The sequence below is a fragment of the Microvirga sp. CF3062 genome, from assembly GCF_036314045.1.
Classification (GTDB): Bacteria; Pseudomonadota; Alphaproteobacteria; order Rhizobiales; family Beijerinckiaceae; genus Microvirga.
Map to the genome: position 1 here is coordinate 1 of NZ_JAYGGN010000016.1, position 16,299 is coordinate 16,299.

At 53.4% G+C, this 16,299-nt stretch carries 10 protein-coding genes; 8 read left to right on the top strand and 2 right to left on the bottom strand.

All coding sequences use genetic code 11. From position 1 onward, the window contains the following. Positions 1-741 precede the first annotated feature (741 nt). The 3 genes from VB618_RS19540 (at position 742) to VB618_RS19550 (ending at position 4,787) form a co-directional block, all read left to right on the top strand. Positions 742-1,980 (top strand): heparin lyase I family protein, encoded by a 1,239-nt coding sequence (locus VB618_RS19540; RefSeq protein WP_329798426.1) that lies wholly within the window; start codon positions 742-744, stop codon positions 1,978-1,980. Positions 1,981-2,199: 219 nt separating this feature from the next. After that, positions 2,200-3,414 (top strand): heparin lyase I family protein, encoded by a 1,215-nt coding sequence (locus VB618_RS19545; RefSeq protein WP_329798427.1) that lies wholly within the window; start codon positions 2,200-2,202, stop codon positions 3,412-3,414. Between the two features lie 281 nt (positions 3,415-3,695). Continuing rightward, positions 3,696-4,787, top strand: a complete 1,092-nt coding sequence (locus tag VB618_RS19550) for an AraC family transcriptional regulator (RefSeq protein ID WP_329798428.1) — start codon at positions 3,696-3,698, stop codon at positions 4,785-4,787. 44 nt (positions 4,788-4,831) lie between these two features. Here the strand turns inward: VB618_RS19550 and VB618_RS19555 are convergent, their stop codons facing one another. Then, positions 4,832-6,067 (bottom strand): polysaccharide biosynthesis/export family protein, encoded by a 1,236-nt coding sequence (locus VB618_RS19555; protein WP_329798429.1) that lies wholly within the window; start codon positions 6,065-6,067, stop codon positions 4,832-4,834. Between the two features lie 84 nt (positions 6,068-6,151). Further along, on the bottom strand, positions 6,152-7,960 hold the full coding sequence (locus VB618_RS19560) for a Wzz/FepE/Etk N-terminal domain-containing protein (RefSeq protein ID WP_329798430.1): 1,809 nt from the start codon (positions 7,958-7,960) through the stop codon (positions 6,152-6,154). Positions 7,961-8,810: 850 nt separating this feature from the next. Here VB618_RS19560 and VB618_RS19565 point away from each other — a divergent pair. The 5 genes from VB618_RS19565 to VB618_RS19585 all read left to right on the top strand — a co-directional run bounded on the left by VB618_RS19565 (position 8,811) and on the right by VB618_RS19585 (position 16,212). Next, positions 8,811-10,133, top strand: coding sequence for a sugar transferase (locus VB618_RS19565; RefSeq protein ID WP_329798431.1), 1,323 nt, complete (start codon positions 8,811-8,813; stop codon positions 10,131-10,133). Positions 10,134-10,163: 30 nt separating this feature from the next. Then, positions 10,164-11,501, top strand: a complete 1,338-nt coding sequence (gene wecC, locus VB618_RS19570; protein ID WP_329798432.1) for a UDP-N-acetyl-D-mannosamine dehydrogenase — start codon at positions 10,164-10,166, stop codon at positions 11,499-11,501. A gap of 25 nt (positions 11,502-11,526) precedes the next feature. Further along, positions 11,527-12,717, top strand: coding sequence for a glycosyltransferase family 4 protein (locus tag VB618_RS19575; protein ID WP_329798433.1), 1,191 nt, complete (start codon positions 11,527-11,529; stop codon positions 12,715-12,717). 100 nt (positions 12,718-12,817) lie between these two features. Next, positions 12,818-14,872, top strand: coding sequence for a hypothetical protein (locus VB618_RS19580; RefSeq protein ID WP_329798434.1), 2,055 nt, complete (start codon positions 12,818-12,820; stop codon positions 14,870-14,872). 2 nt (positions 14,873-14,874) lie between these two features. Beyond that, positions 14,875-16,212, top strand: a complete 1,338-nt coding sequence (locus VB618_RS19585) for an O-antigen ligase family protein (protein ID WP_329798435.1) — start codon at positions 14,875-14,877, stop codon at positions 16,210-16,212. The last annotated feature ends 87 nt before the right edge of the window (positions 16,213-16,299 follow it).

A 16,299-nucleotide genomic window follows, 5' to 3' on the forward strand; every position in this document is an offset into this window, starting at 1 on the left:
GCGAGATCCTCTCGGCGATCCGCAGCCGCATGGGCGACGTCGAGGTGGTGTTCGAGCAGGTCGAGCAGATCCCACGATCCGCAAATGGAAAGTTTCAATCTGTCCTGTGCCAATTACCCCCTGAACAACGGCAAGCTCTTCAGAGGCACCGGGGCACTCAAAAGCCGACTCCGTTGGAACTCGCAGGTCAACAGGATTCGTGACCCCTGAGAGATAGATCACCCCTCGATGGGAGAGCTAATTGACCCGCTCTCGAGCCCATTGTGTGTGCGAGTTCGTCAGCGGCTGCTCATCTCTCTATCCCAGATCGACTTGGCTAACTTCCCAAACGCATTTGCCATCCTGATGCAGCAGCGTCCTGTCGAATCAGAAAGAAAAGCAGCTCATCGTTGGATGAAAAGTTTTTGAAGCTAGGCTTCTTCGCCGTAATTGTGTCACAATTCAATAACAATACGTTATTTCGATACACTTTGCTGCCACGTTTCGAACAATATTTGCTAACAACAGCCAAAATGGCAATAAAAGACAAAAACTTGGCATTTCATCACAAGACTGCGCGTCAAAATCTTCGGTATTCGAGATCCGCGCATTGAAGAGTTTCGCTTCTGTGTGCGTTAACATAACGATTACGCCTAATTCCTTCCAAGTTACCGCATGGTCATGCGGCCATCTTCATAAGTTTACTAAAGTCTAGATTCTCAAAAATGCCTCGCAAACAGAGGCAAAGGGGCTCGTTTATCAATGGCTACTATCGCACCCTCACAGTGGACGCCGTCCGCTTCTGAAAGCACGTACATTTCATCCAGCATCGGCTCGCTTCAAGTCGACAACGCCGACAAGGCCTGGAGCTTCTCCTCCCCCGACAACAACACCATGCGCTTCGAAGTGCGCAAAGGTGACGTCTTCAAGTCCTCGTCCTGGACGGATCCCTCGACCTCTGAGCGCAACAACGTGCAGGAACTGGTGGGTAACCGCCATTCAGTCGCCGAGGAAGTGAAGATCAATTATGACTTCATGATCGAACCCGGTGCAGCCAATACCTCCCGTTGGGTGGTTCTGGGATCGCTGAAGGGCTTCTATGCGGAACCCTGGTCCGCTCCCTTCGAGGTGGTCTTGCGCGGTGAGAAGCTGGCGATCACCGCCAACTACGAGTCGTCCCCCGGCAATCTCGTTCACCGCGACCTCTGGGTCAGCGATGTGAACATCACCCGCGGCAAGTGGTATGACATCAAGATCAACTTCGATTGGGGTGCGTCCGGCAACGGCAAGATCGACGTTTTTCTCGACGACAAGCAGGTCGTCAATTACGACGGCAAGGTCGGCTATTACGATCAGACGGCATATCTGTGGAAGACGGGCATCTATCGCGGCACTGCGCCCGAGACGTTGGCGGTCCAGGTCAAGAACCTGTCCTTGCAGACCGGAACAGATCTTCCCGACTTCGTCCCCGGCGCTTCAACGCCAGCTCCCTCTCCAACGCCAACACCCTCGCCAACGCCTACTCCTACCCCCACGCCCCAGCCGAGCGTTGTCGGCACTACCGCCAACGACACGCTGGACGGCTCGTCCGCCGTGGACTGGATCGACGCCAGGGGCGGCAGCGACCGGCTCGCCGGCAAGGGGGGCAGCGACAAGCTGACCGGCGGCGCGGGTGTGGACCGGTTCGTGTTCGACACGACGCTGTCGTCCGCCAACGTCGACACCATCACGGATTTCTCTGTAGCGGACGACAACATCATGCTCGAGAACTCAATCTTCACAGCCGTCGCCACGACCACAGGCACGAGCACGGGCTGGCTGGCCTCGCGCTCGTTCTGGAGCGGCTCGGCCGCGCATGATGCCGATGATCGGATCATCTACAACAAAACCATGGGCGTGCTTTCGTACGACCCCGATGGCACCGGCTCCGCAGCGGCGACCCCGTTCGCCAAGGTGGCGACGGGCCTGTCGATCACGCATGCGGATTTCTACGTGATCTAAGCCCATCGGAATGGAGACGGCCAGGCGTTGCAGCCGTCTCCATTCCGACCGGATCGATATTCTGAAGCGCGACTCGCTCGCGTACTGGACCCCCGTTTGGGCGTCACGGCTGAGGACCTGAGCATGGGCCGTCCTGCGAGTCGGCCATCTTCATAAGTTTACTAAAGTCTAGATTCTCAAAAATGCCTCGCAAACAGAGGCAAAGGGGCTCGTTTATCAATGGCTACTATCGCACCCTCACAGTGGACGCCGTCCGCTTCTGAAAGCACGTACATTTCATCCAGCATCGGCTCGCTTCAAGTCGACAACGCCGACAAGGCCTGGAGCTTCTCCTCCCCCGACAACAACACCATGCGCTTCGAAGTGCGCAAAGGTGACGTCTTCAAGTCCTCGTCCTGGACGGATCCCTCGACCTCTGAGCGCAACAACGTGCAGGAACTGGTGGGTAACCGCCATTCAGTCGCCGAGGAAGTGAAGATCAATTATGACTTCATGATCGAACCCGGTGCAGCCAATACCTCCCGTTGGGTGGTTCTGGGATCGCTGAAGGGCTTCTATGCGGAACCCTGGTCCGCTCCCTTCGAGGTGGTCTTGCGCGGTGAGAAGCTGGCGATCACCGCCAACTACGAGTCGTCCCCCGGCAATCTCGTTCACCGCGACCTCTGGGTCAGCGATGTGAACATCACCCGCGGCAAGTGGTATGACATCAAGATCAACTTCGATTGGGGTGCGTCCGGCAACGGCAAGATCGACGTTTTTCTCGACGACAAGCAGGTCGTCAATTACGACGGCAAGGTCGGCTATTACGATCAGACGGCATATCTGTGGAAGACGGGCATCTATCGCGGCACTGCGCCCGAGACGTTGGCGGTCCAGGTCAAGAACCTGTCCTTGCAGACCGGAACAGATCTTCCCGACTTCGTCCCCGGCGCTTCAACGCCAGCTCCCTCTCCAACGCCAACACCCTCGCCAACGCCTACCACACCTGCTATCACCCTCAATGGCACCAGCAGGAACGACGTTCTGAAGGGTACGTCCCTGAAAAATGATGTCATTAAAGGCGCTGCGGGCAACGACAGCCTGAACGGCTTCGGTGGCAAAGATATCTTGACCGGAGGCACCGGCCGGGATGTATTCGTCTTCAGCACAAAGCTTGGTTCCGCCAATGTGGATAAGATCACAGACTTCAGCGTAGTTAATGATACGATCCATCTGAACGACGTTGTCTTCACCAAACTCAGTGGGGGGCGTTTGCCGTCGCAGGGCTTCTGGATCGGATCGGCTGCCCATGACCGGGACGACCGGATCATCTACAACAAAAAGACCGGAGCTCTCCTGTACGATGCCGATGGCACCGGTTCGGCTGCGGCTGTGAAGTTCGCCAACTTGGCTACCGGTTTGAAGATGACGGCTGCAGACTTCTTCGTCATCTAACATCCAGCAACACCAAGGGAGACCTGGGGCGTGCCCGGGTCTCCGTTCTTTATCCAATGGCAGTTCATCGGGTTTCATACCCACAGAACATCAGGCGCAGTCATCCTTTTTCGCCTACCTTGCTTCCAGCAAATGGAAGTACCCAATTTTGTTCATAGACCCAGCGACCGCATTCTCTAACATAACTATGCACCGTTGTGCCGGTGGTCTGCCGACCCAGCAGAGAAGTGCCGAACTCCTGACTATCAATGGCTTGCCTCCCGCAGCGAGAGATAGGATAAGTGCCGACAGAACGCGCCTCTCACGTTGGTGAGGAATTTCCAGCGCTCTCCACATCGGCAGGAGTGCTCTCCAGACTTGCAGCGCAACGCGTGATCCAGACAGGGCGCATGCTTGATCCTCTCCTCGCAGAAGCCGGCCTTCATTCTAGCATTCTAGAGGATGCAAACCTGGAGGTTAGTGCGAGAAGCCAGATCACGTTTTTAAACCTCGTGGCGGATTCTCTCCAGGACAGTTTTCTCGGGTTCCATATCGCGCGGAATTTTGAGCTCAGGGAACTCGGCTCATTCTACTACCTGTTGGCCTCCTCCGATGCAGTCGGTTCAGCTATCGATGCTGCGACAAGATACAACTTTGTTATCAACGAAGTCATCCGCGTCCGGCAAAAGAAGACTAACCGATTTTCGATCAATTACGACTATGTAGGCTTGGAGCGGCATCGGGATCGGCACCAGATGGAATTCTGGATGACATGCACGCTCCGCCTGTGCCGGCATCTTACGAGCATGGAACTCATCCCCTCCAGCATAGAGATGATTCACGCCCAGGAGGGTGACGTATCCGAGATGGAGCGATATTTCGGCAGCCACATAAGCTTCGGCGCCCAGGAGGACAGGATTTCATTCGAGCTCCCAGTAGCAGATATTCCCTTGGTTACCGCTGATCCATATCTTAATAAAATCATACAAGCCTATCATCAAAACAACTCTGACCAACAACGCCATTTCCATGAGCCGTTGCGAGTCAGGGTCGAGAATGCCATCGGGCCTCGCCTTCCACATGGCACAGCAGTCATCGGCAATATTGCGAGCGACCTTGGTATGAGTTCTCGCACATTGTCACGACGGCTAGCGGACGAAGGGCTTACATTCACAACAATCCTTGATGATGTGCGCTCCAGTATAGCGAGGCGCTATCTCGCGAACGGGGTTCTATCAATATCGCAGATTGCGTGGCTCCTTGGCTACAAGGAGCTCAGTTCCTTCGTCCATGCCTTTCAGCGTTGGACCGGGATGACGCCGACGGGGGCCCGCCGGCAACTGAGAAGCGCAGAACCGTTGGAGAGCAGAACGACCACGGATATCTCTCAATAACTTTTACAGAGATGGGCGGGCGGTGCCTCTCGTTTGTCGAAACATCAGTTTGCGAGCCCGGAACCTGTCCAGTTGAGCTTCAACTTCAGCTCGATCACGTCACCGGGCTCTACGTTCATATCTTCGTTGGCCGTCAGCCTTACAGGCGCGTCTTTGATTTTCCGGATGATAACAATGTCTGGTGGGTTCTGGTCTCCGGACATCATTTGCATGCCCAAGCTACCAGCCAGGGCGAGTTGCTCCCGAACTGCGGCTAACTGGGTATAAAGTCCCTCAAGCGCGGTGATTGCATCCTGCAACTCGCGTACTACCCTTGTTTGTCGATCATCGGCTTTTTCCAGTTTGCGCCGGAGTTCCTCCCTCGATTGCCTTGCAATGGCAAGACGGGAGGCCGTATCCATTTCTCTGCTCTTCAGCAACACCGTCGCACGCTGCTCCTCCGAAACACGCCCAGGAGCTGCCAGCCCCCGGCGGCTCAAGTCAACGATCTTTGTCAGTTCCTCCACCTGCTGCCGCGTCGCCTCCTCATCCTGCTTCTGCGCCCGGTCTAGAGCCGAGACATTCGCGTCAGCGAGACCAAGTGCCCGGCCGAGATACTCTCGCTCCTGGGCCAGGGCAGATACTCGGGCCTGGAGGCTAGCTTTCTCGAGCTGAACGATCTCCGCTATCGCTTTCTTATCGGCTGGAGTGCTGACGGAGGCAGGCGCCTCGAATTCCGCCTTACCCTCCAGCTCGGCACGCAGTCCCGTGATCCGAATTTGCTGCCTCGATGCATCCACTAGCAGCGAGTTATAGCGACCGCGCAACGCAGCTCCCTCAAGGGGTGAGTTATTGGACCTCTGCCTCGTGATGTCCATTCCTCCTGCGAGCGCCACCGCGTGCCTCACTGTAAGGTTCGGTTTGAACGGGTAGGATCCAGCTCGGGCCACATCGCCATGGATATAGAAGGGACGATGTTCGATGAGATCGACCAGCACATCCGCAGGACGAACCGATTCGTTCGTCGAGAGTAAATTCTTGAGTTTGGATCGCAGCTCCGTCAGCGCCATTCCATTGACGTTGACTTCACCCACCAGCGGCAATGAAATATTTCCGTCGACGTCAACACTTGTCCGACGACTCAAATCCGCGCGTCCGAAAACAGCGACTTCGATAACATCTCCGCTTCCGAGGCGATACTCGGCCAGAGCGGTACCACACATCCCAGCAAGAAACACCGCTATAGCGAAGCCGCGAAAGGACCAAGATATAAGCTGAATTAAGCGCAAAGATCCAAGCATCGAATCCCCGATCGGTCGACCTACAGGCACATCTAGAAGGTAAAGCGAATGCGGTTTGCCTACACAGTGCATCACACGTGCCCTCTAAATCGAATGTGCCGTCAGGATCGGAAAAACATCAACTTCGCTGCATCGTTGAAGCTGTGCAAGAGCTGACTTTACTACCTGTGGCCGAGCTACGCCGGACCGGACAGTGAAGAGCACAAGATCGGCGGCATTTGCAAATAGCAGAGAATCGGCATAGCGGCCGACAGGTGGCGCATCAAGAATGACGACATCATATCTCGACTTTAAGTTATGCAAAACTTCTTTGATTTGCTCAGATCGTAGCAGCCAATCCGGCGAAGCGGATTCGATATCGCCGCTGGAAATTGCCATGCATTCGGATCTCGGATCCCTTTGAAGCACGACATGCTCCGACGCTTGATTCTTCAGAAGATCAACCAAGCCATCATCGTTAGCGATACCGAGTAGCTCATGGAGCTGAGGATTACGGAGATTGCAATCTACGACCACTACTCTTGCACCTGCTACTGCTGCGGAGCGAGCTAGGGACACAGAAAGTGTAGACTTCCCTTCTCCCTCTTCTGCTGAAGTCACAAGGATTATCCCGAGCTTTTTTCCCCTGTTCACAATGGCCTGCAGCGTGAAGAGGAGCGTACGGATCGCCTCGGAGTATTGGGAGCCTGGCTGGTCAACGATTCCATTCAAAACATCTAATGCGTGTGGGGATTTTGCATCCGGCAACTCTGGAAGACACGCGAAGATGGGCACACCCGTGATTGCTTCGACTTCACCCTCCGTTCGCACCCGGCGACTCTGCATATCTCTCAGGTATGCTGCACCTATGGCCAATCCAGATCCCCCTAAGACGGCCAGAAGAAGGAAAAGCTTCCGATTAGGAAAGCTTGGCACATCAGGCGGACGTGCCTGCGATGCTACTCTCGCGTCAGGGCTAACCGTATCGCGCTGCTGCGCAATCGCTTTGAGACGACCTAGGCTCTCTTGGTACACCTGTCGAAGCCCTATATGGGTTTCCGACCGTTTGAGCTCTTCGTCGATTTCAGCAAGACGGCGGGACAATGCGGCCTCGGCCCTGTCGATTCCCTTCAGTTTAGTCGCGACTTGGTCCTCCAGATACACCTCGGCATAGGCATTAGAATATTGAGCAGCACGTTGAGGATCCATATCCGTGACATCAATTGCGATGACATCTGTTAGCCCTCGACGGCGGATTGTCACCTGCCTTTTGAAGACTCGGAGCGCTTTGGCAACGGTAGGATCTACGACCTGGGTCTTGCCCCCGTTAGAGTCATGGCTTTTCTCCGAGTAAGAAGCTCCTGTCACACGGGTCGACCTGTCGGATTCGACAGCTGACGCGCCGTCTTGCGTAGACAGACTTGTTACTGTCGCCGCCAATTCTGAGAGTACCTGCCCTGCCCAGCTCGGCTCTGGCAGAAATGCAGGATCCTTGTGGAGCCCAAGGTGCTCGACTACCTGCACTGCGATGTTATCCGACTTCAGGATTTCGACCTCTCCGTCTGCGGCAAGGGTGTTTGCTACAGACGGTTCAAGAAGTCGCCCGTTCCGACCATCGAGTACCAAGAGCGTGGTTGCTGTGTACTCTTTCTCCAAGGAGAGAATGACGAGCAGAGACGCAAGGGTCAAAACAGCTGTCAGTACGATGATGAGCCAGAGTTGACGTCGGATCATCTTGAAGAGAGCTACCAGCTCCGCCGCCAAGCCTGGCCCTTCCAAGGGCTGTCCTGGGCGATCTGCATGCCCGTGCGAGCTTACGGCAGCTGAAGACACATTCCCGACGAGGCCTCCAATATCCGGCCCACCATCGGCTCTTCGGATGTAGGCCCTACTCGCCCCAAGATCACTCTTCATAAGACCTGTTACCTGTCTGATATTTTACGGATCCATTCCCAAGTGACTTCTGAATGAAGAGCCAGCCGAGATCCGCAAAGGCTTTCTTGACCTGACACAATCTTATCAACCAAGCACCTGAACTGTGAGAGTAAGCCAGACTATTGTACCGGCACCGGAACACCGCTAGAAAAACCGATCTGTTCTCAAGTTACCGGTAACTCACGCTGCGCGCACTCACTCCTACGAGGTAAGCAAGGAGTTAGTTGTCGAACGGGAGTGACATGAAAGCCGGCATGGAGTTGGCGCAACACTCCGTGGCATTATCTTCAGTCGCTAGACGGCAGAACGACGCCACATACTTCCTTTTCCGCGAGGCTCCCGGCGTGCCTAAAGATCGCGATTAGGCTCGGATACCTTCCAAACCGTGATCGGTACTCCTGCATGATCCAAGCCTAGCTTGGAGCCTCTAATTATGCCGGTCCATGCTTGCGGGACTCCTTCAGAGTCAACGTCATGCGCTGTTCGCGCCATGCGTGCCTTGCAACCTGACATTTTCTCTGCGGAGACGTGCTCGGCAGCTCAATCACCTAAACACTCCATTGGGGGTAATCAATTCGCGATCAGTCGGACCAAGGCTAGACGTTCCTGTCGCGTAAATTACGAACAATTGAAGGTACAAGTACGAATAATTGCGCCCCGATATTGAGGCGAGATTACTCGCTTGAGCTTTCATATACCACCTAGTAGCCGATGCCTAAAAACTAAATTGATGAGATCTTGATTATGGCTTTGGCAATCAACTCTCTCGGCAACTCAGCGAAGAACTCATGCCTAGTCAGTGAATATTTACTTTCGAGGGGGATGCATCTTGACAACGATTGCGAGCAAGGACTTTCGCTCTAGTTCTGCCGCTACGACAAAATCCCGCACCGGTTCATCGAGTTTTCGCCTCGTAATTGCGCTCGGTGCCAAGATAATGATCCTAGCTGCAATGGGCGGGATCGTACTTTCGGCAGTCGATCTTCTCCGAATTTCCTTCTTTCTGACAGAAGGTGCCGATGAACTCGCGAGAGCAATTCTCGTGTTCAATGTCCTTATAGTTTTCATGAGTGTGTTCGTTGTAGGCTGCGCCTATCTAGTTGAAGGGCCACTACCCCAGCAGATCATTAGTGTTATTCTCTACTCGTCTATAATTCATATGGCTGTTTTGCTTTTGCCAGCCTTCTGGATGATTCCTGGTAGTACCTATTTAACTCTGACGGGAGCACTAGCATCGGCCTTAATTGGGACGGGACTCGTTGTAATCCGCTTCTCCAATCGGGTTCGGTTAGCGGGGGTGATCACAGAAGGCCTCACGCCTCGCATGTTGAGCAATCTGTCTTCCACATCACGCCCTTTGACTGACCCAAGTGGAGATTTAGGCGAGTACGACGTGATCGTAGTCAGCCAACAGGCAATCGCAAACCCGCACTGGGCCATATTCATCGCTCGTGCGGCAGCTGCTGGTTGCGAGATTCAATACGTCACAAAATACTCAAGAGAGTGCGCCGGACGAATTCACCTCGACTGCATAGACTCTATGGCAGCCAATAGGATCAGCTCCCGTCTCTATTGCATCTTCAAGCGTGCAATCGACATTCTTTTGATTATCCTTACAGCGCCCATTGTTCTCCTGATTGTTGCAGTAGCTTCTCTTGCTATCCTGGTCGCCATGGGACGGCCAATATTGTTTGTTCAGGATAGGGTTGGCGTCAACGGCAGTATCTTCTCGATCTACAAATTGAGGACCATGCGAAACTGCCGAGCGGGCGGAAAACAAATTGCAACTGCAAAAGAAGATGATCGAATTACCCCCTTGGGAAAATTTCTCCGCCGTTATCACATTGATGAACTTCCGCAATTGTGGAATGTCCTTAAGGGGGACATGACCTTGATTGGTCCTAGACCGGAGCAGCCGGATCTCGTCCGGAGCTACGGAGAGAACCTGCCTGGTTATGCACTGCGACACTTAGTGCGTCCCGGTATCTCAGGGTGGTCGCAAGTTCAGTACGGCTATGCCTCAAACCTTGAGGAAACCCGCGAAAAACTTGAGTTCGACCTGTTCTACGTCGAACAGCTTGGGCCTGTTCTTGATGCGAAGATCGCTGTCAAAACAGTCCTCGCAATGTTCGATTCCAAGTACGTTCGATAATAGATATCGATATAGAAAGTCGAAATCATCATGGCTAACATCTGTGTCGCGGGCCTAGGATACATTGGTCTTCCAACTGCTGCTATGCTGGCAAGTCGAGGGCATCAGGTAACGGGATTTGATATCAATACTGAAATCGTCTCTTCGATAAATTCGGGACATCCACATTTCCACGAGCCCGATCTCCAGATGTTGCTTTCTGCTGCAATCAGCACTGGGAGGTTAAGGGCACAAACGGAACCTGCCGAAGCGGATTACTACATTCTCGCAGTGCCTACTCCCCTCATTGAAGGTAACAAGCCGGATCTTTCTTATGTAGAGGCTGCGTGTAGAAGTATTGCACCTTATTTGCAATCGGGAAATACGGTTATCCTTGAATCTACGTCGCCAGTTGGAACCACGGAACGTATGTGCGAGATCATCGCTGGCATGAGGCCTGATCTCCGTGTTCCTCACTACATGGACGAAGGTGAAGTATCGGATATTTACGCCTGTCACTGCCCGGAGAGGATCCTGCCAGGACAAATGCTCCGCGAACTCGTAATGAACGATCGGATCATTGGGGGCGTTACTGATGCATGTGCAAAGCGAGGCGTGGCCCTCTACGAAACCTTCGTTCAGTCCAACCTGCTTGTGACCGACTGTCGAACAGCTGAATTCGTGAAGCTGATCGAGAATGCATATCGTGATGTGAACATTGCCTTCGCAAATGAACTTTCGTTAATCTGCGAGCACCTCGGCATCGATGTGTGGCAAGCCATAGAACTTGCAAACCGTCACCCAAGGGTCAAGATTCTCCAACCTGGTCCTGGTGTCGGTGGCCACTGCATCGCAATCGATCCCTGGTTCATCGTCGACAGCGCTCCTAATCTAAGTCCCATGATCCGCACGGCACGAGAAGTTAACCACCGCAAGCCTCAGTGGGTTGTCGGAAAGGTCCGCGCTTTGGCTCGCCGCTTCAGGCGTCCAGTCGTCAGCTTCTACGGGCTCACATATAAGCCGGACGTTGACGATCTCCGTGAATCTCCAGCCCTAGAAATCGTGCGGGACCTAGCCCTTGATGGCAGTCTAAGAGTCCTTGCATGCGATCCTTATATACGAAGCCTTCCTGCCATATTGCGGGATCTCCCGAATGTACGCCTCGTTGGAACCGAAGAAGCCAGGCGAGAGGCAGACATCGTGGTTTTCCTTGTAGGACATCGACAATTTCACCGACTTGAGTCGAACGGATTCCTCAATAAGGTTGTGGTTGATACCGTCGGAATTCTGGGCTCCCCTCAACGTCGACAGGATGTCGTCTCTGTTGGCGCGCGAACAACAAGCGCGACTTCCAATCGAGGCACAATCCGGAAGCGAGTGAGAGCTTGACGGTCACGCTGCACGGATAAGCATCATGCATGTCGCTCTTGTGGGCTCCCACTCTCTCCCAGGTAGATCAAGTAAAGGCGGCGTGCAACGAGTCGTCCAAGTTTTGCGGCAGGAGCTTGCCGCGCGTGCGCGTGTTACTCTCATTGTTCCAAGCGCCCCTGCCAATCTGCGGCATTCAGATGAGTATGGAAATATTATTTATCTGAAGCGTCCACCAACACCTGGATTTCTAAGCTATTGGTCCTGGGCATCTTTTGACGCCTATCGTGAGCTCGCTCGCCTTCAGCCGGATATCGTTCATGTGCACGATGTTGCGGGCGCGGCCTTGTTGTGGCCGAGGCGAAAGTCTGCCCCAAAATATCCTATGGTCTTTACAGCCCACGGTGTTCTAGAGGCTGACATTCTGCACACGGCCGGTAGCAACCTGATCCGTCAGCTTACGGCTCCTGCTCGCGCCGCGCTTGTCGGAATGATTGAGCGCCACGCTCGCCAACGGTTCGGTGATGTGATCGCGATCAATGAGTTTGTACTTGAGGCCATGCCGGATGTAACAGCCATTCGGCATCATCTTATCCCAAATCCGGTCGATGATGTATTCCTCAAGGCCTCTCAAACAACCTGCACGACCAGCAATAGATTTACTATCTTGCAGGTCGGGGTCATTAGTCCCCTAAAGAACATTATAGATTCAATTCACATAATTCATGCGCTGCGCTGTCAGGGCAATGATGTTCACTTGATGATTATAGGCCCGGTCAATGACGCCAACTATTACCGTCAATGCCGCAGCTTGATCATTCATCTTGAGCTTGGATCTGCAGTCACTTTTGTTGGGAACAAGCAGCCTGTAGACATCGCTGCCTGGATGGACCGCTCCGATGTGCTCCTTCTCACATCCAAGCAGGAAGTGGCACCCTTGGTTGTTGCCGAAGCACACTGCCGGGGCCTGCCAGTCGCGGCTCCTCGTGCCTTTGGCCTTCGATCGATGATTTCCGAGGGACGAAATGGCGTCTTTCTTGATGGAGCCGGTCCAAAGGAACATGCAAAAGTTCTAGCTATGCTTCTCGACAGCCCCCTGAATCGGACCCTCATCAGGAGCGAGGCGATCATTCGCTACGACCCAAAGAAGATCGCCGATCAAACAGTGGAGATTTATCGAGGAGCTCTTGTAGAGTATCAAGCGGCATTGCTCCAAGCAGAAGTCGTGGAGATTTGAGATAATGTCCTGCTTCCACTTTTCTTCACTCAGCAGCTTGCTTGTCCGACATGCAATGGGCGCCTTCTGTGCATTCCTATCCCTCATGAGTTCCACGCCGATGGCCGCCGCAGATAGGCTGCCGCCTAAGGGCACGAATGTTGCACCACTTGTACCCTACACGTTGTCGCCAAGACCCAATGCTGAATATGCCCTGGAAAAAACCGGGCGAGAATTGACTGACGGTGTAGTGGGATTTGGCCGCTTCTGGTCTAATGGGACAAGCATCGGCTGGGAGAGACGGTCACCAGTCCAGTACCAGCAAAGATTTACACAAGCTGTGCCTATCGACAAGATCGAGATCGGCACAGGAGCAAGCACTCGTTCTGCAGTCGCATTACCATCTCATGCCATGGTTTACGTTGCGAATGATGACGGCCGGTTCCGGTACGTGGGAGATGCACGCGAACCATGGCAGCGTGATGAGTTGTCGAAAAACGGTATGAAGTCAATGAAGATCAGCTTCTCCCCTCTTATTGTACGGGAAGTTATCATTGTCCTTTTTCGAGACAGCTCTTTTCTCTTCCTTGACGAGGTACAGATCACTGCAGCCAAGGAAGGCAGTAATGTCGAAGGGGATCTTACCTCAGAACAGATTACTCCTGACGCCATCAATCGTCGCAGATCTGAATCAGAACGTCGGGCCGGACAAGGTCCGCTCGGAAATCTTCCAAACCAACGCTATGCTTGGCCGTTGGCGCAAACGGACATCAAATCTACCGAGCAGAAGTGCACCTCCACTCGGGTATCACCGTGGATAGAAGGAGCAGCACAAGAACTTCTCGTTGCGCAATCCGTTCCGAATGAGCCGAGCTTTCATGTAAAGGGAGGCTGGCTTGTTGCTGCTTTCCGACTTGAGAACCATAGTGACAGCGAAAGAGTTGCCACTATCAAGTTTGGGGCGACAGAGGGAGTGGAGCCTGCGTGGACATCCATTGTCGCTTATGCGTTAGGCCTTGACTATAAGTGGCGCACAGACGTCGTCATCAGGATAAACAGTGTTTCACTCCCTCCTCGTAGTTACATGTTGTTGCTTACTGAGGCCCCGATACAGAGTGCAGGCAATCTCAAACTTGAAGCATCTGTCCGGTGTGGCGAGGATCAGGAACGATACGAGATCACCGGTCGAGCTGTACCGATTGAGGATCAATCTCGGCCCTACGGCAATTTATGGTCATACTTGAATGGACCTATTGCCCGCACTCAAACCTGTTGGCCTAGTTTCCATCAGGACATGGGTGTCGATACGGCCGTCGTCAACGAGACAGCTCTAAACAAGGACATAAACAAGGAAGCTGAAGCTCTCCTTCGGACGTATCTACGTACCTTTTCTAAAGCTCGTCGCATGCTTCTCTATATGGAGATGACAGATCCATCATGGACGCAAAGTCTGGATGATAAGATTCTCGAAGGTGAATTGCGCAGTTGGTGGGCATGGGTCTCGAATGTCATTAAGGAAGAGAAATTTGGAGGCGAAGTTGTCCTTTATCCAATTGATGAGGTCAAACCTGATCAAGTAGAACGTCTAAATGCAATTTCGCGAGTGCTACGCAGAGTTAGCCCAAGTACCCGGATCTATGGCACCATCGGTGCTCCCGAGATACTATCGACTGTCGATCTAGATATTCTTCAGGTCATTGAAAGCGCCCTGCCCCACTTGCCTCGCGAGGTGGCTCAGAAGAAAGAGATCCAGATTTATGCGACCCGTCCTGGTGGTAAATCCCTAAGCCTCAATAACTACTACAGGAAACTATCTTGGCTCGCCTTTGGCGCATCGTTGAGCGGCTCAGGCTTGTGGTCTATGTGGGATTCAAGTGGGATGTCATCTCCACAATCAGGGTGGTCCGATTTTGGCGGATCTGAACGCGATTTCGGATTGGTGTATGGCAGCATTGAAGGATGTGTGCATCCAAGCCGCCGATTGCTTGCATGGAGACATGGTCTTGAAGAAATGGCAGTGCTGAACGCCTGCAACCTTCGGATTCCCTTGGCCATGTTGCGTGAGCATGCGCATGAACTCACACTAAGAGATGACCTAGTAACATCTGACTACGACGAGACTCTGGCTGCTCTCACACGGGACTGTGCCGACCAGTCAGGCCTTAAGGACCATTGATCGTGGCGTCATTGAATAAACTGGTTACGACTAAAGGACGGGGCCTGGATCTAGCGGCTTATGCACTCCTGCTCTTCGCGAGCGTCAATCTGAACGGGCTGTTTCTTCTGTTGCTCGGCACGCAGGGGCTGCTCTCTCCTTTGATTCTATGCCTGGTTCTTACACTCTGGATACGCTACGCGCGACCAAGGGCCGTTACTGGAACGTACGCGCTTTTCGTCGCATTCATAGGCTCGTACCTGATCTTCGCGTCTTTCGCGAACCTCAGCTCGTCATCTTTTAACGAGACTGTATTCTGGATAAACCTAGCGACGCTCCTGCTCGTCTCCGGATTGTATTTCTTTCTATTGGTACGCACTGACGCTGAGCTCGAAAGCTTCCTGCGAGTCTTCAAAGGATTCCTTATCGCGTCATGTATTCTTGTACTGTTGACCCCGATCCTTGGAGACTACCTCGACTATGTCGCAGCGTCCGACCGGGCGTCCGGCCTCTTCGTAAATCCCAATGAAGCAGGCATTGCTGCGCTGTTGAGCTTGGTGCTGATTTACGCCTATCCGCCACGACGTAAATTCATGAGCTTCTTGCAAGCGGCAATTGCGTTTTCAGCATTGGCTTTGACTTTCTCGAAGACGGGTATTCTCACGTTGACCCTTTTGATGGCCCTCGTCCTTCTTCAGAAGCGCTCGCTCTGGCTATCATGTTTGACGATAATCATATTCGCACTTGCCGCACTGGCGTTGTTATACATCAGCGAAAGCGATCTTGTTCACTTAACCTATGATCAGCGAGTGCGTATCGCCGATATCCTAAGTATCTTCGGAGGAGAAATCTCCGATCAGACGACTACAGGCCGAACCGACCTTTGGGCTGTCGGTATTCAGCGTATCCTTGAGCAACTTCCTTGGGGAGGTGGAATAGGAACATTCCACGCTCTCGAGGGGACACGCAGAACCGTAATGTATCCCGACGACAGCACCAGGATAATGTTTGGAAACTGGCTTGGGGTTCATAATGCCTACCTCATGGTGCTCGGTGAAGCAGGGTTGTTTCCGTTCCTGCTGCTGATGTGCTTCTTTCTGCGTCTGTTCACCAATGCATTCAAGGTGCCCGAACGAACCATTGCCGTTCCATTCGGAATCATCATTTGCATGGACATGATGGCAAGCCACGGATCACTCGGCTTCCGCCTCGTAGATGTTGCGTTGGCCGTCATGATGGCCATCGCAGAACGTCCCTCGCTCATGTCTGCACAAGAGAGAAAGTTCTCAATGCTGAGTTCATCGGCTTACCCTCGCAGCCGGGCACAGGAAACGATTTTCTCGACGGGGATCCAAGAATGAATGCCGTAACGCTTTATCATCGTCTGCCGTATTCGCTGCGCTGCGCCTCGGCGAGCGCGCGCGGGCTGTATCTGCGCTGGTGGCGCT